Raw genomic sequence first — 17,351 nt, forward strand, 5'->3', positions numbered from 1 at the left:
CCAGAAATGCAGCCTAAATGAACGCAAAAAATTCCTGACCTGCGTAAAGTATGCAAAAAAGACAAAAAGTGCATACTTTGCCGGATCGGTTTGACACAAATCATGTTTGCGCTGATAGGCGTCTGCTATAAATCCCTGCGTTTTATGTCATACAAAAAATAATGGGACGATCAGGAATCCACATGTCACTAAAACCCAAAGCGCTACCCTACGCACTCGCCTTCATTTTTGGCGCACTGCCACTTCTCTCTCACGCCGACGCTCAGCCAGCCGCGCAACACACGCTTAAATTGGCGATTGGCGAAGAACCTACTGAAGGTTTTGATCCGCTACTTGGCTGGAGCCACGGAAGCTACCTGCTGTTACATAGCCCGCTGCTAAAACAAAAAGCCGATCTTAGCTGGGATAACTTGCTGACCGAAAAAGTCACCAACAGCGAGGATGGCAAAACATGGACGCTAACGCTAAAGCCGGACTTAAAATTCTCCGACGGCTCGCCGCTCACGGCCAAAGACGTCGCCTTCACCTACAACCAAGCCGCACGCGGCGGCGGTAAGATCGATATGGGCAACTTTGCTTCGGCAAAAGCCTTAGACTCACACCGCGTAGAAATTACGCTCTCTGCACCGCAAAGCACTTTCGTTAACGTATTAGGTTCACTGGGCATTGTTTCCGCAGAAAAATACGACGCTAAAACCTACGCACAAAAGCCTATCGGTGCAGGGCCTTATCGACTGGTTAGCTTTGAACCGGGTCAACAGCTGATCGTTGAAGCGAACCCGTATTACGCTGGTCACAAAAATGATTTCAATAAATTAGTTTTTGTCTTTTTAGATGAAGACAGCGCCTATGCGGCAGCGCAAAGCGGTCAGCTCGGCTTGGTACGTATTGCACCGTCGATGTCCGTTAGCGGGCAAAACGGTCTGAAGCTGTGGGTTCGACCAAGCGTAGAAAACCGTGGCATCGTATTCCCTACCACGCCAGCGGGGAAAAAAGATGCCAACGGGTATCCGATTGGCAATAACATCACCGCCGATGTCGCCATTCGTCGTGCCATCAACTACGCCATTAACCGCCAACTGCTCGCTGACCAACTGATGGAAGGCCATGCCATCCCTGCCTACAGTGCGGTTCAAGGATTACCGTGGGACAGCAACGCCGCAGCGTTTAAAGACGGTGATATTGCCAAAGCCAAACAAATTTTAGACGACGCGGGCTGGAAAGTCGGCAGTGACGGCGTGCGGGTGAAAAATGGTCTAAAAGCCGAATTAACCCTGTGGTATACCAGCGGCGACAGCACCCGCCGCGATCTGGCGCAGGCCGTTCGCTCTATGCTTCAACCGCTCGGCATTAAGATGGATTTGCAGTCCGGCAGTTGGGAAACCGTCGAACGTAATATGCACGCAAACCCAACGCTGTTTGGCTGGGGAAGCTTAGATCCGATGGAGCTGTATCACCATTACAGCAGCAAAGCGGCCGGCGTGGAGTACTACAATCCAGGCTATTACAGTAACAAGATCGTCGATCAGCACCTTCAACAAGCGCTCGATGCGCCAACGTGGCAAAAAGCAGTACCGTTCTGGCAACAGGTCGAATGGGATGGCAAAACCGGCGCGGGCGTACAAGGCGATGCGGCTTGGGCTTGGTTGCTGAACGTGCAGCATACTTACTTGGCAAACCCCTGCGTTGATTTAGGTAAAGCGGCACCTGAAATTCACGGTAGCTGGTCTGTTCTCAATAACCTGCAAGATTGGAAGTGGACGTGCCACTAAGACGTTTGACCGATCTCAGCCTGACACTTACTCGCTCACGCGGTTTGCGTCAGGCTGCTTATACCCTATTTCGTTTAGCTTGCCTGCTGACGCTGGTGTCAGCGGGCACGTTCACGCTGCTCAGTTTTTCTCCTATCGATCCCATTCGTGCCTATATCGGCAATGATTTGTTGCATGTTCCCCCGCAGCAATATCCGCTGATTGCCGCCCGTTGGGGGTTAGACCAACCGCTGTGGCTGCGCTTTTGGCACTGGTTCTCGCAGGTGCTACACGGCGATCTTGGCTATTCGATGCTGTATAACACGCCGGTAGCCGACGTAATCGGTGAACGATTCGCCACCTCTTTTGCTTTATTGGCCAGCGCGTGGCTGTTATCCGGTGTTTTAGGCATGCTGCTGGGCTTTAGCGCGGGTCGTTATCTCAACCGTTGGCCCGACCGCTTGATTTGCCGCATCAGCTATCTATTGTCATCGCTACCCACCTTTTGGGTTGGGCTTTTGCTGTTGGTTGTTTTCGCCGTCCACTGGCCGTGGTTTCCGGTCTGTTGCGCTTGGGAGCCGGGCAGCAGCGCGCAGGATGCAACGATCGTTGAACGCATCCGCCACCTAATTTTGCCAATGATTGCCCTCAGTCTGATGGGCTTAGGGCAGATCGCATTACATACCCGCGAGAAGGTCGCCGAAGTGATGCACAGCGACTTCGTGCGCTACGCTCAGGCGCAAGGTGATTCAGGTTGGTCGCTGTTACGTATTCAGGTATTTCGTCATGCATTGACGCCTGCGCTGTGTCTCCAATTTGCCTCGGTAGGTGAACTGCTCGGCGGTTCTCTGCTGGCAGAAAAAATATTCGCCTACCCCGGGCTGGGGCAAGCCACGATTGATGCGGGGCTGCGCGGAGATATTCCTTTGCTGATGGGCATCGTATTGTTCAGCACTTTATTGGTCTTTGGCGGAAATACGTTAGCCGCAATGCTATTGGCAAGAATGAACCGCATTTTGGAGCGACAATGATGCTGCATAACCCCGCTCCGTCGCTGTTACGCTTTGTGCTTTCAGCCCTTGTGCTGGTCACGCTCACGGTGTACGGAATTTCATTGCTCTCGTCGGATATTCCGTTGGATCTGCTCGCTCGCTATCAGGCGCCTAGCGCCGCGCACTGGTTTGGCACGGATAATTTGGGGCGCGATCTGTGGCTGCGCTGTTTTCAGGGGGCTTTAACTAGCCTACAAATAGGCATCGGCGCTGCGCTATGCAGCGGCATCATCGCCATGCTGGTTGCCAGCCTGACACTGCTGCATCCCGCGCTCGATCATATGCTGCGGCTGATCGTCGATACCCTGCTGTCGCTACCGCATTTGCTGTTATTAATACTCATCTGCTTTACCGTTGGCGGCGGTAAACATGGCGTTATTTTGGCCGTGGCATTAACCCATTGGCCGAAGCTGTCATTAATTCTGCGCGCCGAAGCACAGCGCATCCGCACCAGCGACTATATGACGCTTGCCCAGCGGTTGGGAAATAGCCGCGGGTATTGCTGGCGAGCCCACTATTTACCTGCTCTGGCACCTCAATGGTTTGTCGGCACGCTATTGATGTTCCCTCATGCGGTGTTACACAGCGCGGCGCTGAGCTTTCTCGGCTTCGGCCTAGCGCCGCACGAACCTTCATTAGGCATTTTGCTCTCCGACGCACTGCGTTTTCTCAGCAACGGTTGCTGGTGGCTGGCGGTGTTTCCGGGGCTAATTCTGCTGCTGATTGTATTATTGTTCGATCAATGCGCCCGAGCGATTCAACAGCTATGGCTAAGGAATCAATGATGCTGAATTTCGACAACGTGACTATCGAGAGCGCTCGCTATAGCTGGCTAGGACGTAAAAAGTGGTCACCTATCCTGAGCGATATTAATCTTACGCTACGCCGTGGTGAAATCGTCGCGCTGGTCGGCGGCAGCGGCGAAGGAAAAAGTTTATTGCTGCAAAGTGCCTTGGCCTTACTGCCGCAGAACCTACGCAAACGCGGTGATATTCGCTTAAACGGCGACGTGCTGAATGCGCAGCAATGCCAAAAGTTACGCGGTAACACTTTGTGTTACGTGCCACAGGGCGTGAGTTCTCTCAATCCGCTGCTTAACGTTGGCACTCAACTCTCTCGCAGTTTGCATCTGAGCGGCAGCCATACCTGCGCGCTGGCTCTCGAGCAGCAAATTAAACATTACCAGCTGCAAGCCGACGTTTTGCTGAAATATCCTCGCCAGCTGTCCGGCGGAATGGCCAAGCGCGTCCTTGCCTGCAACGCCGCATTGGGTGGCGCTCACTATATTTTGGCCGATGAAATCACCGCGTGGCTCGATGAGCCGCTGGCCTGTCAACTGCTGGAGCAGCTACGCGATCTGAGTGCGCAAGGCGCCGGTGTGTTATGGGTGACTCACGACTTGTCGTTAGCCGCTCGCTTCGCCGATCGTATCGTTGCCCTCAACGAAGGACGGATCAGCGACGACATCACGGTTGCCGACCTAAAAAACGGGCTCGGCAGCCCTACGCTGCAAAAGCACTGGCTCGCCCAGCCGGAACACCATCCGTTATTTACTCACATAGCCGCTGATGAGCTCACAGCCTGCCAAATGAGGCACGTTTGATGTTTCGTATTTCAGCACTCGACATAGAACAAGATAAGCGCCAGCTATGGCATAACTTTTCGCTTAACGTATCTCGCGGTGAACGGGTTGGAATTTCAGCCCCAAGCGGCTACGGGAAAACGACATTAGGGCGCGTTTTAGCTGGCTGGCAGCCTTATCAGCAAGGGAGTATTACGCTTGATGATGCGGCATTACCGCTCAGTGGATATTGCCCTGTTCAGCTCGTTCCCCAGCATCCTGAACTGACGTTCAACCCTTATCGCACCACGGGGCAAGCCTTGCGCGATGCTTGGAGCCCAGACGCAGAACAACTGGCGCGGTTTCACGTTAAAGCTGAATGGTTAACCCGCAAGCCAAACCAACTATCTGGCGGTGAACTGGCGCGTATCGCGCTGTTAAGAGCGTTAGATCCGCGCACGCGGGTATTAATTGCCGATGAGGTTACCGCGCAGCTCGATCCTCATATCCAGCGGGATATCTGGCAACAGCTGATCGTTGAATCGCAACAGCGCCCGCTGAGCATAATTATTTTTAGCCATCAGCGTGCGTTGTTGGAACAGGTTTGTACGCGGGTTGAGGTGATAGCGTAGTTATTGGGTTATGGATAAAAACACCAAAACTCGACCAATATCGTTGGCTTATACGACCGAGATACACGGGCCTAGCACACCGCGGGGCCGTTATGGAACACATCCCTGTGTTCCACCTCAAGGGCCAACGCTAAAGCGTTGTTCAACTTTGCTCATGGCAAAGTTGTCGGCGGCTTACGCCGCTACGCCCCCATCGGTGTGCTCTCCCTAAAATAAGACTCCGGTAAACAACACCATGAACCCTACAACTTATTTTTTATTCACTGGAGCCTGTGCACCGAAAACGGCGTCGGCCTGTGGGATCTGCGTGAATTTCGCAATGATGGTACGGTAGGTTTGCGCAGGCTCAAGGTCAGCAAACTGCTGCGGATAAATAAACTTGGCTAAATAATCCAATCCTACGATGTTGTAAGGATGGTTATAGAAGTTGTGGTACAAGCCATACAGATGGTTTTCCTGCACCGCTTTTATTTGATTGAAACCGTTGCGCGCTTTCAACTGGCCAAAACGTTCATCCACCTGCTGCTGCGTGACACCGTAACCGAATGGAATGGCAATGCTGTCTTTATTTTTCCAGCGAGCACCGGAAACCACGTAAACATCTGGTTTCAGGCTGATCACCTTCTCCATGGAGATTTCACCGGTTGCGCCCGGTAATAATCCAGACCCAAGGTTCTCCGCGCCAATCGCCTCAACCATTCCACCAAACCCAACGTGCGCATGGGTAAAGCAGCACGCCTCCGCCCCGCCTACGCCCGCTTTCGCTTCAACAAATACGCGTGGTTTTGGCGTGACCTTGGCGGTTATCGAGGTGATCGCCTGCAAATGCTGCTGATAAAAATCGGTGTACTCTTTCGCTTCCTGTTCGCGGTTAAGCACTTCACCTAACAGCTGAATGCTTTTAGGTGTATTGGCGATAGGCTGTAAAAAGGTATCCACGAACACCACGGGAACGTTTAACGCCGCCAGCTGCTTCAACACGCCGGTATCGGCCAGCGCAGGCTTGGCACGCAGTTGAGCTATCATTAGGTCAGGTTTACGCGCAATCACGCTTTCTAAATTCACCTCACCCTTGTCGCTAAAGCCCATATCAGGAATTTTATCTGCTTCTCCTGGCCACTTTTGGTTCAGCACCGCTAGCGTTTCAGGATCGCTTTTTTTCAGCAGGTTATTCCACGCCACTATGCGGCTAAAGGGATCGGCACGATCGAGCAGCGCCAACGTCATGATGTCACGTCCGTCCTGCACCACGATACGCTTCGGTTCATGCTGTAAGGTAATACGCTGGCCGGATGTATCGGTAATGGTCAGAGGATAGGTCGTTGCAATAACGGGGGCCGATACCGCCAGCGCGCATACCAGCGCTAACCGATTGAAAGAACGTGCCATAAAGCTCTCCTTATGTGACCAAAACGGCCAATTGGTAATGATAATAAGTTTTATTTGCACGTAAAAATAAAGAATCTTGCCCGCAATTACAAACGAAATGCTTTTCTAAGTATGAATAGGCTCGATAAAAACAAAAAAGCCGCGCTTCACAGCACGGCTTTTCGTTTTAGCATTTTCGTATTATCAGATCAGGCTGTAGACCAGCGCCGACAATGCGATCAGCCCCATAATCAACACAAAGGGATTGGTGATTGAACGGTATTTTTTCATCGCTGGCACTTTATGAATGGCATAAATGGGCAGAATGAACAGGATAACCGCAATCAGTGGCCCACTGATGGTTTCAATGATATGCAGCGCGCTTGGGTTCAAGAACGTCACCAACCACGTCACCGCAAACAGCAGCACCGCAGAAATCTTGTGAGTTACGTTGGACGACACTTTCTTACCCACGGTACGGAACGCGCCGTCAATCAAGCTGGTAGCCCCTTCGGTCACACCCAGCGAGGTTCCCAAATAGGATTTCGACATGGCTAAAATCGCCATCACCGGCCCTAAATAGGCGATTAATGGGTTGGAGAATTTATTCGCCAAGCTCGACAGCACGGTAATATTTTCATCGCGTGCCGCCAGCATTTCAGCATGGGACAGGCTCATCACGCAGCTAAAGACAAAGAACAAAATGCTGACGCAAATCATCATATAGCTATAGCGCATGATGCGCGCACAGCGACGCTCTGCGCCCTCGCCGTACAACCCTTTTTGGGTGGATGAGAACGAGGAGATGATCGGCGCATGGCTAAATGAGAACACCATCACCGGAACCGCCAGCCAGAGTGAACGCCATAGCTGAGGATCGCTCACCGACGTCTGCTGTAGGCCGGAGAAAAATGCGGACACATTCCAATACGGGATCAGATAGAGAGAAATACCCAGCAGGAACACAATCAATGGGAAAACCAAAATCCCCATTGCCGCGACAATCGTCTCTTTACCGGTGCGCAGGATCAAACTCAGCGCCGCCACTACACCTAAGCTCAACCAGATTCTGGGCGGCGGCGTAACCTGGAACTGGTTTATCAAAAAGCTATCCAGCGCATTGGTAATGGAGATGCTGTATACCAAAACTATTGGGAAAAAGGCCAGCAAATACAGCACCATGATGGCTTTGCCCGCCAAAATGCCGAAATGCTCTTCAACCACGTCGGTAATATCACCGTCGCGGCTGGAGCCTGATAATACAAAACGACTGAGTGCGCGATGCGGCAAATAGGTTAACGGATAAGCCAAAATCGCCATCAAGATCAAGACTAACGGGCCGTTCAAACCGGCGTTGATAGGTAAAAATAGCGTACCCGCGCCAACCGCCGTGGCATAAAGCCCAAACATCCAGACTGTGTCTGTTTTATTCCACTTGGACGGGCGATCTGTCGCTACCCGACCAGCATCAGGGGAAATAATACTCATTAATTCACTTACCTTCTTTGTGAAACGTGGGCCAACGCAGACATCCTGTTCTGCCCAAATGTGTCCTGCACTTTTGTAGATCGCTGTTATGAGCTGGCCAAAGGCCATATCGCGCAGGAAGCACAGAGTTCAATTCCGCATACGACACTCATTAGTTCTAAGAACGTTTAAAAACAATGAGTTATCAAATTAGCAAAACGATTGCGGAATAAGTGCGGAGAGAAGGATAAAGAATTTTGATAAAAAAGTCACAAAAGTTGAATTTTACAGCACAAAAAACCGCAGAAATCGCGGCTAGTCGCATTCATGACAAAGCCCTCAAAGCCATTGGAATCACAGCAAGGCGGCAAATAAGCGAGTCCCAATGAGCTGACATTAGTCAGTGATTATTCAGCTCATCCATGGGCTTCACCCTTCGGGCCGCAGTAAACTGCGTTCAAATCTGCTCCAGGCAGATTTGTTGGGCGAACGAGTGCAGCCAACACAGGTGTGGTTTCAATATGAAAGCCCTCAAAGCCATTGGAATCACAGCAAGGCGGCAAATGAGCGAGTCCCAATGAGCTGACATTAGTCAGTGATTTGGGCGAGTGAATGCAGCCAACACAGCTGTGGTTTCAATGGCGCAGAGGGAAGAGGGAGATGACTGTGGTTAACCTACAGCCTTATAAGGGCTAACCACAGTCAGGACATGGCCTGAGGTACTGCTTGAACGCTTTTATTGCACCATCGCGAGATACGCGGTGTTTACCTTCCACAGATAACGCGGAGCCTGCGCTGCCGGGTGTCGTTTCTGGATATGCTGATAAAACGCTTCCGGTGTCATGCTGTTAATTTTGTCGATCGCCACTTTACGATTTGGCGAGAACGTCCTCAACATGGCCCCTGCTCCGTTGGCATACGATACGATCATCGCATAGCGCATGGTCTTAGGGTTTGAGATCCCGGCTAACTGCTGATTCTGCAAGATATTGAGATAGGCGGTGCCTAAATCAATATTAACCGCAGGATCTTTTAACTCACGCGACGTGGGTTGCCCGCCTCGTCCTTTCTTACGGTAAGCATCCTTACCTGCCGTTGAAGCCTTTAACTGCATCAGCCCAATGGCATTAGATGTACTGACTGCGTGAGGATTTCCTCCTGACTCCACCTGAATAATGGCCTTTATTAAGGTTTCATCAATGCCATAGCTGTTTGAGGCCGTTCGGATATAGGTTCCAAACTCTCCATCAGGTGGCGTTCGTGCATCTAAAAAACTACCGCGAGCATTGTTGTTGACGTTTAACTTTACTGTTTGAGGCGGTGTTTGCTCTTTCGCACACCCAGCCAAAAGCAATACCGCCAACATGCAACTGATTCGTTTCTTCACCGTTGCGAGATCCTCTGCGTATGTTGGTCCGTGGTGGATGTTGCCAGAAAAAAAAGGTCTTTGGCTAGTTGATTTTTACGATTTGTTGCTCAATTCACCCTTTTACACACATTTTTCGTCTATTTATAGGCTATTATTATTCAGTTAAATGCACTAATTGAGGTACTCCATGAGTCAATCGGCTATTGCTTGCTATGTAGTGACCTTTAGTTATCCGCAGGCCGATCTTGCGGAAACAGCCAAGCTTAACAACCAACTCATGCTGGAGGGGTTTGCCACTACCGTCGCTGATTCTGACGGAATTCCCCATGAACTGGGGCCAAATAGCTATGCCATTACCAGCCTACAGGATAAAAGCGACGTTGAGCGTCTTGCTCAGGCGTTAGGGAAAGTGGCGCTAGGCCAAGAGCCCGAGGTGGAAGCCGTTTTACGCGACGACTATTTCACCCAGCTTTGGGCAACAAGGAATCCATCTAAAGGGCAGCATTAGCTGCCTATTTTATTTTAGATCAAGTAATTAACAGAAATTAGCGGTTTGCTCTTTTTTATACTTTACGTTCATCAGCGCAACGGTTACGGTCAAAATAGCATCACATAACCATGTTCACCTATATATATGCCCTAGAACATTCGAGTCCATGAATGATTTAAAGGGAAATAGACTATTCACGAACGCTACCCAACATAGTTCGAATTGCAGTGAGGCGGCAAACTTGAGTAACCCTCGATAAGCTAACTCAGCAACTTGAAATACGGCGGGTATATAGGGGGTACACCATGTGGCAAGCTGTAAGTCAGTTATTGAGCGGACATTTTGACCAAACCTTTACCATCCGCAAAAAACGTGAACTTCCTGGCGGCGAAGTGCATCAGGCGTGGTGTGTTAGCGACGGCGAGCGTCAGGTCTTTATCAAATGTGATACCCCCGACTTCCTACAAGATTTTAAGGCTGAGGCCGATCAGTTGGCGTGCTTGGCGCGCAGCCATACGGTCAAAACGCCGCAGGTTTATGGCGTTGGTGCTACGCGTGAGGCCAGTTTTTTGCTTCTGGAATATTTGCCGGTGCGTCCGCTTGATGCGCACAATGCCTATCTATTCGGTCAGCAGCTCGCACGTTTGCATCAGTGGAGCGAGCAGCCCCAGTTTGGTTTTGATTACGACAACCACCTTTCCACTTCCCCACAGCCGAATACTTGGCAGCGCCGCTGGGCTAAATTCTTTTCTGAACAGCGTATTGGCTGGCAGCTACAGCTCGCAGCGGAAAAAGGCATTCACTTTGGTGAGATCGACAGCATCGTCAGCGCCGTGGAACAACGTTTACACAACCACCAGCCGCAGCCTTCACTGCTGCACGGCGATCTCTGGCCAGCGAATATGGGGCTCAGTGCGCAAGGGCCGGTGATTTTCGATCCTGCCTGCTATTGGGGCGATCGCGAATGTGATTTGGCCATGCTGCCGCTGTTTTCGTTGCTGCCCGCCCAGATTTATGACGGCTACCAAAGCGTATGGCCTCTACCGACGACATTTATAGAACGTCAGCCCGTTTACCAGCTCTATCATCAGTTAAACATGTGCAACCTGTTCGCGGGGCCACATTTGGAAACTGCTATTCAGGCTATTGATCGCCTGTTAGAGAAAGATGTCGCTTAATATTTGTGGAAAAAGCCGCGGTTGTTCACTGCGGCTCTTTTTTTAAAATGAATCGCATTCATAGCCCTCCAAGCTTTTAATTAAGCTTTAGCCCCTCATAAAAATCAAATAATTCATCCATATGAATATTTCTAAATAAACCACAAGACGCATGAATTATTCAGGATGGAAATTATTAAGAATCGCGAAATTCATTTATTAGCAGTACTAATTTAATGAATTAATCTTTATTCTTTAATAAGAATTTCACATATAACGCACACATAAAAAACGCACAAACACTATTTATTCATAGGGTTATGGTGCTGCGCACTAAGACCATTGTAAAAAATAAAACAAATTCACGTAATACAAGCAAAAATAATCTTTCTATTTTATTTAGAAAAAAAATATATGATGCTCGCATTCAGATTTAAATTATTTAAATACTTTCATCTCATTCTTTCTCACGAGTCAACTTTAGTATGAACGTTATAAAACAGAGTCGCCTAACACATTGCGCTTTATTATCAGCCGCAATTATTAGTTCAATTGCATTTATCTCGACAGCTAATGCTTCTGGCATGAAGTTAGAAACCTCCGTGGTCATCGTCAATACCGACGATGGTGAAGGTGTGATGACACTGAAAAACACGGATGCAAAACCCGTTTTGCTCTATTCATCGGTTGAAAATTTACCCGGTGACAAAGAAGAGTCACTGGTTGTTACACCGCCTGTTGTACGCGTGAATCCTGGCGATAACCAAACCGTGCGCTTTATGCTGAAAACCCCGCCGAAAGCGGTAGAACAGTTTAAACGCGCCATTTTTGAAGGCATTCCAGCAACGGATAAGGTGTCAGACAAGCTGCAAATTACCATTCGCCAGAATGTGCCGTTGATCATTCATCCATCCAGCTTAAAAGACAACCCTGAACCATGGACGCTGCTGCAATTTAAACAAATCGGTGCTGATACCGTACAAATTACCAACAGTGGTGCCTATGTTGTCCGCATGAATTCTTCTATTGCCCTGCTGCCACAAAACGCCAGAGGCTCAATGCAGCGAGCTTATTTGCTGCCAGGTGACGTGGTGAGCGTAAAACTCAACAATGCGATCGCTGAGGGGCAAAAAGTACAAATCATTCCCGCGAATTTATACGGATATTTTGTAAAACCGTATCAAACAAGTCTGGCTTATTAACAACGGCCAAACTCTCTATAACCCAATGATCTATATTCTAATAAGGAAAAAAGAATATGATTTTACGCAATAACGCAAAATGGATGCTAATGGCTTCACCATTATTGCTTGGTTGTATATCCAATGCCATGGCCGACTCACTGGCAGGGCCAAGTGGTGAACTCACTGTTACGGGGACTTATTTACCACCGCCGTGTGACGTTACGTTGGCAAACAATGGCACTATTGATTTCGGGCGCATCCCAGCCTCCAGTTTAAACTCAACAGCTTATACGAAGTTACCAATAAAAACACTGACCAATGCAGTTACGATTAGCTGCCCTAGCATGACATCGGTAGGGATAACATCACAGGATAACAGGGTTGCCTCGGTGATCATTGATCAGACGATGCCCATGCCTAATACTATGCCTTATGGTAATGGCTACGGGCTAGATTATTTTGGTTTAGGTGTAGATAGTGCTTCAAATAAAATCGGCATCTATATGAGTCAATTTCAGAATTTAAAAGCTGATGGTGTCAGCGGGTATTTCGGCGGTAGTTTTCCTTCGACCCCATTTTCATCAACTGCCCCTCAAGGCCTTAGCCCAGCGCAGGGTTTGGGAAATACCCCGTATGGTGGTTTTATATATAACTTCTATGATAGCACCGGTACTATTCTCAGCGCAAAACTATACACCATGGATTATACCGTGAGCCCTGTCATAGCCCCTACATCCAGCCTTAATATAAGTAGAGACGTGGTACTTGATGGATCAATAACTGTCAGTTTCTATTATTTATAATTCATTTTCGATGGACTTTAAAATGATGAATATTTTTTCAAAACTTAATCAAACACACCTGCTAATTCCATTGTTATTATCGACAATACAGCCCTGCTTTGCGGCCAACGTAGGTGATACCGCTGAATTAAAAGTAACCGGTAAAATTACGCCATCCAGCTGTACGCTAACGTTAGGCACAGGGTCTTCTCTTGCAGGGGTACTAAATTATGACAATGTTAGAACCAGTGTATCAAGCGCAACTCCTACGTTTCCGTATGCAGCACTGGGCACATTGACACTGCCTAACGCCGTTACCGTAAACTGTGAAGGCGCTACGCTGATTGGCGTTACGACCACCGATAATCGTAGCGCTACCATTAGTGCAGCAGTCCCAGATGCCAAAACGTATACTAACACTGGCGCTGAGTCTGGTTATACAACTCACCTGCTCGGCCTTGGACTGGATAGCAACAATGCGACCCTCGGTGCTTATGCAGGGACTTTTATTAACCTTAAAGTCGATGGTATACCGGCGAGATTTTCTACCTGTATGGACGAGACAGTGTTTACGGGAGCAAACATTGAACAAGGTGGTGCTCTGGTTGTGGGAGCATGTCCAGCGGGTCAGTCGCATCAAGTTCTGGATACAAATAACGCCAGCCTCACGGGTAATACCTTTGTTTGGGATTACATTATTGATTCTTATACTCAGAAGTTATCAACCCTTGATCCTAATGGCTGGCATTTAGATGGTTCTGTCACGGTGCAAATTAACTATCTGTAATATTCGCCACACAGTTTCATAATTAAAAACTTTACTACGGACAGAGTTTATTTCCGTTTGACTTGAAATTAATGAGAATTTAAATGACTGTCCGATTTTTATTTAACTTAAATAAAACAACCTTCTTTTTATTATTAAGCTGCGCATCAGGAGTGACTCTGGCCGATGATGCCGTTGATTTTGACACCACCACCCTACAAGCGCGCGGACTACCATCGTCCTTAAACAAATATTTTCGTGACGGAAAGAAATTTACCCCTGGCATCACTAAAATAGTTCCGGTAATTAATGGCGTGGAAAAACCTTCCCATGCTGTCACCTTTGATGATAATGGCCAGCCCTGTTTAAGCCTTAATGATCTTACGACATTAGGCATTGTGGCCGTGAAAAATACGGACGCACAGTGTATTAACTTAATAACTACTTACCCACAGGCAACAATTACCACCGATCCCGGTAATAATAAACTGTTGTTTGTATTACCAGCTGAAGCTATTGCAGACAGTAACAATCTGGATGTCAGCCAGTATACAGCGGGCGGAACAGGGGCAATGGTTAATTACGACTTGCTGATGATGAAAAGTAATAATAAATCTGAGGGCGATAATAACAATAATGATTTAAACACCTTTCAGTCTAACACTGAAGAAGGTTTTAATTACAATGACTGGATTATACGTAGCCGACAATCTTTCAGCTCCAGTGATAATTCGCACAGTTTTGATCAGCTTTATACCTATGCACAACGGACGTTGACCGACTATAAAACCGTGATGCAGGCGGGAAAAATCAGCATTGCTAGTTCGCTATTTTCCAGTCCACAAATCTACGGCGTACAGTTTTCACCTGAAAGCGCGCTGATGAATAATAAAAACAGTGGCGCGACGGTGACGGGTATAGCCCAGAGCCAGTCGCGTGTGGAAGTTCGACAGGCCGGTGCGCTGGTCTATTCCACGCAGGTTCCGGCCGGTGCGTTTACCCTTGACCGTATCCCTACGCTGAATAACACCGCTGATCTAAACGTTAATATTATTGGGCAGGACGGCACCAACCGCAGTTTTGTTGTGCCCGCCTCTTCGTTTGCACATAGCTACACGCAGCAAGAAACCAGTTTTTCCGGCGCCATTGGTGCTATCGACAAGAGTGATAACGAAGATATTGACTCATCAGAGTTAATGACGCTGAGTATGTCTACTCCGGTTGGAAAACGGGCAATGATGAACGGTGGCGCCATGCTCGCACAAAAATACCAGAGCATGGCTGGACGGCTTAGCACAGGATTTGCCAATGGTCTAAATATCAGCGGCACTACCGTTATTTCAAACGATGCTCGCAGTCAAACCAACGGTGTGCAAGGCACTATCAATGTCAGCATGCAGGTAAGCCAGCTGGCAAATATTAACAGCTCGGTGACTCTGCAAAATGATGGGTTCCGTAGCCTGACTGATGGTGAAAACACCACTGACCCAGACACCGGAAAATATATCGGTGCGCGTTATAAATCTCAGTACAACCTAGGGCTAGGCTATCTACTTGGAGATATGGGCTCAGTTAACCTCGCTTGGTCACGGGCCACCATGTTCGATCCAGCAGAAACCACCACGCGCTGGACTGCCAGCTGGTCAAAAACGTTTGTCGGTGGAACGTCTATTTCGGTGAACGCAGAGCAGGACATAGGGAAAGACGGCGATTCACTGGTGTATGCCAACATCAGTATACCTTTTGGTACTACCCGCGTGGGCTACAACATGTCACATAACGGCGACCATACCAATCAAGGTGTGACGCTTGATCAAACCGTTAATGAACGTTTTGGTTATTCGCTCTCGGCAAATAAAGACAGCCAAGACAACGTCGGATCTTTTAGCGCCAACGTTCGTGCAATACCTAAATACTCTCAAATGAATCTTGGCTACTCGCGTTATGGCTCGGACAACAACACATACTCCGTTGCCGCCACCGGTGGCGTAGTTGCCACAAAACAGGGCGTTTTGTTCAGCCCATATCCGGTTCAAGACACCTTCGCCGTCGTACAAATCCCAGATATTAACGGCGCGGAAATTGACACCCCACAAGGCCCTGTTTGGACCAACAGTAAAGGCTACGCAGTTTCCTCAAGTATGAGTCCGTATGGTGAGTCACGCTTGACGATGGTGACAAAAAGTTTGCCGAAAAATGTAGATATTAATAACGGTATCCAGGTTGCTCATGTCGCTCGCGGCTCCGTCACTGACTATACCTTCGGTACCGTGCTGACTCGCCGCGCGCTCATCACGATTCACATGCCAGATGGAAAGCTTGCGAGTAAAGGCGACATTATTTCTGACGCAAAAGACAATTACATCACCACTGTTGCTGGAGATGGCACGGTGTTCCTGATTGACGGACAGCTTAATCAGAACCTATGGCTCAAACCACTGGGTACTGCGCGCTGCCATGTAGTCTTTAGCCTTAATAAACAACCGGATGCAGACAAACTATATGAAAGCTATGACGCACAATGTAAAAACTAATTTGCTGGTTTGCCTGCTGGTGTTATATGCAGGCGCTACCCGTGCCGGCGATTGCGACCTTACGGTTAGCCTGACACAGACTAATTTCGGTACCTTTAATCGCGGAACCTTGTCGCAGGCAGCAAATGGCTCGCAAACTGATGTTATTGGCAAAAAAAGCACGATGGTAACGGTTATTTGCCCGCGCCCTGAACGTATCGCGTTGTATTACCGTGCAGCGTCTAGTGGCGCTGGCGAAGGTTATCAGTTGGGTGATATTGCCCATGTGACGCTGGTTGCCAGCGATGCACAGGCTGACGGCAAATCTGTCGCTCTGGCTTATCACCAACAGGGAGGAAGCGCACCTGCGGGGAACGCCAACACGCTGGCAATACTGCCCAATATCGGCATCGCGCCCGTCAGTGATGAACCCATCACCCGCTTAACCCTGCAACTTACGTCAATAGCCGCGGTTAATGACATCAACCAGCATGTAAAAGAACAGAAAACGCTGAACGGTAGCGGCACACTGGAGGTCGTCAGTGAATAAATTAACACTCGGCTGCACAATAATGACGTTGATGGTCAGCAACATTGCCCTAGCCTCATCAGAGGTTCAGCTCTCCTTTACCGCCACCGCGGAGCCTCCTCCTTGCCATATTCAAAGCTCACCGCCCGTCATCGATTTTGGCAATATCCATCGTAACCAGCTGTCGGCTGATACCGCAACTCAGTTGCCTGTCAGGGCATTTGCAGGAGGGATAACGATAAGCTGCGAAGGGCCAACCAGTATCGGGCTAAGCTCGGTGGATAATAGCAGCGGTAGCGCCATTACCGTGGGTAATCTCCACTGGGATACACCCGCGACTACGATAAGTCCCACCCAGACCGATCAGCGTTTTGGGCTGGGAATGACCGCGGGAGGAAAACCTATCGGCGTGTGGAACGTGGTGTTTCATTCTGCGAAGGTGGATGGTGCGTCAGCAGATATCGGTATTGCAAATAATGGCATCCTCGATACCAGCGATACCACACCCACCATGCGTAATAACAACAAAGTCATCAGTTGGGTGATAAACAATGCTTTTGCAGTGGGAGAGATTTTTTCCATTCAGGCCGATGCTGCCGTCGCTCTCGCCCCCATTAAAGATTTAGATACCAGCAGCGAAATTGATTTCGCCGGTTCAGCCACGCTGGAAATCAAATACCTTTAAATATCATGCACAATAAAAAACTCGCCATTTGGCGAGTTTTTTATA

Annotated in this window: 16 protein-coding genes; 13 read left to right on the forward strand and 3 right to left on the reverse strand. The window is 48.9% G+C overall.

The window, feature by feature from the left end; genetic code table 11:
- Window positions 1–182 precede the first annotated feature (182 nt).
- From DSM2777_RS16945 to DSM2777_RS16965, 5 genes are read left to right on the forward strand one after another with little or no spacing between them, the layout of a single operon-like run.
- Entirely contained in the window at window positions 183–1,772 is a 1,590-nt protein-coding gene (locus DSM2777_RS16945; protein ID WP_061554631.1) for an ABC transporter substrate-binding protein, read from the forward strand.
- A 44-nt stretch (window positions 1,773–1,816) separates the two neighbouring features.
- Window positions 1,817–2,782, forward strand: a complete 966-nt coding sequence (locus DSM2777_RS16950) for an ABC transporter permease (RefSeq protein ID WP_061555423.1) — start codon at window positions 1,817–1,819, stop codon at window positions 2,780–2,782.
- Window positions 2,782–3,588 carry an ABC transporter permease gene (locus tag DSM2777_RS16955; RefSeq protein ID WP_061555424.1) on the forward strand — a complete coding sequence of 269 codons (807 nt, stop codon included), beginning with the start codon at window positions 2,782–2,784 and terminating at the stop codon, window positions 3,586–3,588. The genes DSM2777_RS16950 and DSM2777_RS16955 overlap by 1 nt, the downstream gene beginning before the upstream one ends.
- Window positions 3,588–4,406 (forward strand): ATP-binding cassette domain-containing protein, encoded by an 819-nt coding sequence (locus tag DSM2777_RS16960; protein WP_061554632.1) that lies wholly within the window; start codon window positions 3,588–3,590, stop codon window positions 4,404–4,406. The genes DSM2777_RS16955 and DSM2777_RS16960 overlap by 1 nt, the downstream gene beginning before the upstream one ends.
- Window positions 4,406–4,996, forward strand: a complete 591-nt coding sequence (locus DSM2777_RS16965; RefSeq protein ID WP_061554633.1) for an ATP-binding cassette domain-containing protein — start codon at window positions 4,406–4,408, stop codon at window positions 4,994–4,996. Before DSM2777_RS16960 ends, DSM2777_RS16965 begins: the two co-directional genes overlap by 1 nt.
- 249 nt (window positions 4,997–5,245) lie before the next feature.
- Here the strand turns inward: DSM2777_RS16965 and DSM2777_RS16970 are convergent, their stop codons facing one another.
- The 3 genes from DSM2777_RS16970 to DSM2777_RS16980 form a co-directional block, all read right to left on the reverse strand.
- Complete coding sequence (locus tag DSM2777_RS16970; RefSeq protein WP_061554634.1) at window positions 5,246–6,385, reverse strand: ABC transporter substrate-binding protein; 1,140 nt, start codon at window positions 6,383–6,385, stop codon at window positions 5,246–5,248.
- 183 nt (window positions 6,386–6,568) lie between these two features.
- Entirely contained in the window at window positions 6,569–7,852 is a 1,284-nt protein-coding gene (locus tag DSM2777_RS16975; protein WP_061554635.1) for an SLC5/6 family protein, read from the reverse strand.
- A gap of 715 nt (window positions 7,853–8,567) precedes the next feature.
- A complete protein-coding gene (locus DSM2777_RS16980; protein ID WP_046459571.1) occupies window positions 8,568–9,218 on the reverse strand; it encodes a transglycosylase SLT domain-containing protein in 651 nt (216 codons plus the stop codon).
- A gap of 169 nt (window positions 9,219–9,387) precedes the next feature.
- Here DSM2777_RS16980 and ghoS point away from each other — a divergent pair, with 169 nt between their 5' ends.
- The 8 genes from ghoS (at window position 9,388) to DSM2777_RS17020 (ending at window position 17,306) form a co-directional block, all read left to right on the forward strand.
- Entirely contained in the window at window positions 9,388–9,708 is a 321-nt protein-coding gene (ghoS, locus tag DSM2777_RS16985; RefSeq protein WP_061554636.1) for a type V toxin-antitoxin system endoribonuclease antitoxin GhoS, read from the forward strand.
- A gap of 287 nt (window positions 9,709–9,995) precedes the next feature.
- The gene (locus DSM2777_RS16990) at window positions 9,996–10,868 is read left to right on the forward strand and encodes a fructosamine kinase family protein (RefSeq protein ID WP_061554637.1); all 873 of its coding nucleotides are present in this window, start codon (window positions 9,996–9,998) and stop codon (window positions 10,866–10,868) included.
- Between the two features lie 464 nt (window positions 10,869–11,332).
- On the forward strand, window positions 11,333–12,049 hold the full coding sequence (locus DSM2777_RS16995; protein WP_071889933.1) for a fimbria/pilus chaperone family protein: 717 nt from the start codon (window positions 11,333–11,335) through the stop codon (window positions 12,047–12,049).
- A 56-nt stretch (window positions 12,050–12,105) separates the two neighbouring features.
- Window positions 12,106–12,834 (forward strand): DUF1120 domain-containing protein, encoded by a 729-nt coding sequence (locus tag DSM2777_RS17000; protein ID WP_061554639.1) that lies wholly within the window; start codon window positions 12,106–12,108, stop codon window positions 12,832–12,834.
- Between the two features lie 22 nt (window positions 12,835–12,856).
- Complete coding sequence (locus DSM2777_RS17005) at window positions 12,857–13,600, forward strand: DUF1120 domain-containing protein (protein WP_061554640.1); 744 nt, start codon at window positions 12,857–12,859, stop codon at window positions 13,598–13,600.
- Between the two features lie 83 nt (window positions 13,601–13,683).
- Window positions 13,684–16,113: a fimbria/pilus outer membrane usher protein gene (locus tag DSM2777_RS17010; protein WP_061554641.1), complete on the forward strand. Its 2,430-nt coding sequence runs from the start codon at window positions 13,684–13,686 to the stop codon at window positions 16,111–16,113.
- Entirely contained in the window at window positions 16,091–16,642 is a 552-nt protein-coding gene (locus DSM2777_RS17015) for a DUF1120 domain-containing protein (RefSeq protein WP_061554642.1), read from the forward strand. Before DSM2777_RS17010 ends, DSM2777_RS17015 begins: the two co-directional genes overlap by 23 nt.
- Window positions 16,635–17,306, forward strand: coding sequence for a DUF1120 domain-containing protein (locus DSM2777_RS17020; RefSeq protein ID WP_156088338.1), 672 nt, complete (start codon window positions 16,635–16,637; stop codon window positions 17,304–17,306). Before DSM2777_RS17015 ends, DSM2777_RS17020 begins: the two co-directional genes overlap by 8 nt.
- The last annotated feature ends 45 nt before the right edge of the window (window positions 17,307–17,351 follow it).

This window comes from Obesumbacterium proteus, assembly GCF_001586165.1.
In the GTDB taxonomy this organism is placed as follows: Bacteria; Pseudomonadota; Gammaproteobacteria; order Enterobacterales; family Enterobacteriaceae; genus Hafnia; species Hafnia protea.

Coding starts and splice junctions, on each gene's coding strand:
- DSM2777_RS16945 (WP_061554631.1), top strand. CDS start 183: ATGTCACTAAAACCCAAAGCGCTACCCTACGCACTCGCCTTCATTTTT.
- DSM2777_RS16955 (WP_061555424.1), top strand. CDS start 2,782: ATGCTGCATAACCCCGCTCCGTCGCTGTTACGCTTTGTGCTTTCAGCC.
- DSM2777_RS16960 (WP_061554632.1), top strand. CDS start 3,588: ATGCTGAATTTCGACAACGTGACTATCGAGAGCGCTCGCTATAGCTGG.
- DSM2777_RS16965 (WP_061554633.1), top strand. CDS start 4,406: ATGTTTCGTATTTCAGCACTCGACATAGAACAAGATAAGCGCCAGCTA.
- DSM2777_RS16970 (WP_061554634.1), bottom strand. CDS start 6,385: ATGGCACGTTCTTTCAATCGGTTAGCGCTGGTATGCGCGCTGGCGGTA.
- DSM2777_RS16975 (WP_061554635.1), bottom strand. CDS start 7,852: ATGAGTATTATTTCCCCTGATGCTGGTCGGGTAGCGACAGATCGCCCG.
- ghoS (WP_061554636.1), top strand. CDS start 9,388: ATGAGTCAATCGGCTATTGCTTGCTATGTAGTGACCTTTAGTTATCCG.
- DSM2777_RS16990 (WP_061554637.1), top strand. CDS start 9,996: ATGTGGCAAGCTGTAAGTCAGTTATTGAGCGGACATTTTGACCAAACC.
- DSM2777_RS16995 (WP_071889933.1), top strand. CDS start 11,333: ATGAACGTTATAAAACAGAGTCGCCTAACACATTGCGCTTTATTATCA.
- DSM2777_RS17000 (WP_061554639.1), top strand. CDS start 12,106: ATGATTTTACGCAATAACGCAAAATGGATGCTAATGGCTTCACCATTA.
- DSM2777_RS17005 (WP_061554640.1), top strand. CDS start 12,857: ATGATGAATATTTTTTCAAAACTTAATCAAACACACCTGCTAATTCCA.
- DSM2777_RS17010 (WP_061554641.1), top strand. CDS start 13,684: ATGACTGTCCGATTTTTATTTAACTTAAATAAAACAACCTTCTTTTTA.
- DSM2777_RS17015 (WP_061554642.1), top strand. CDS start 16,091: ATGACGCACAATGTAAAAACTAATTTGCTGGTTTGCCTGCTGGTGTTA.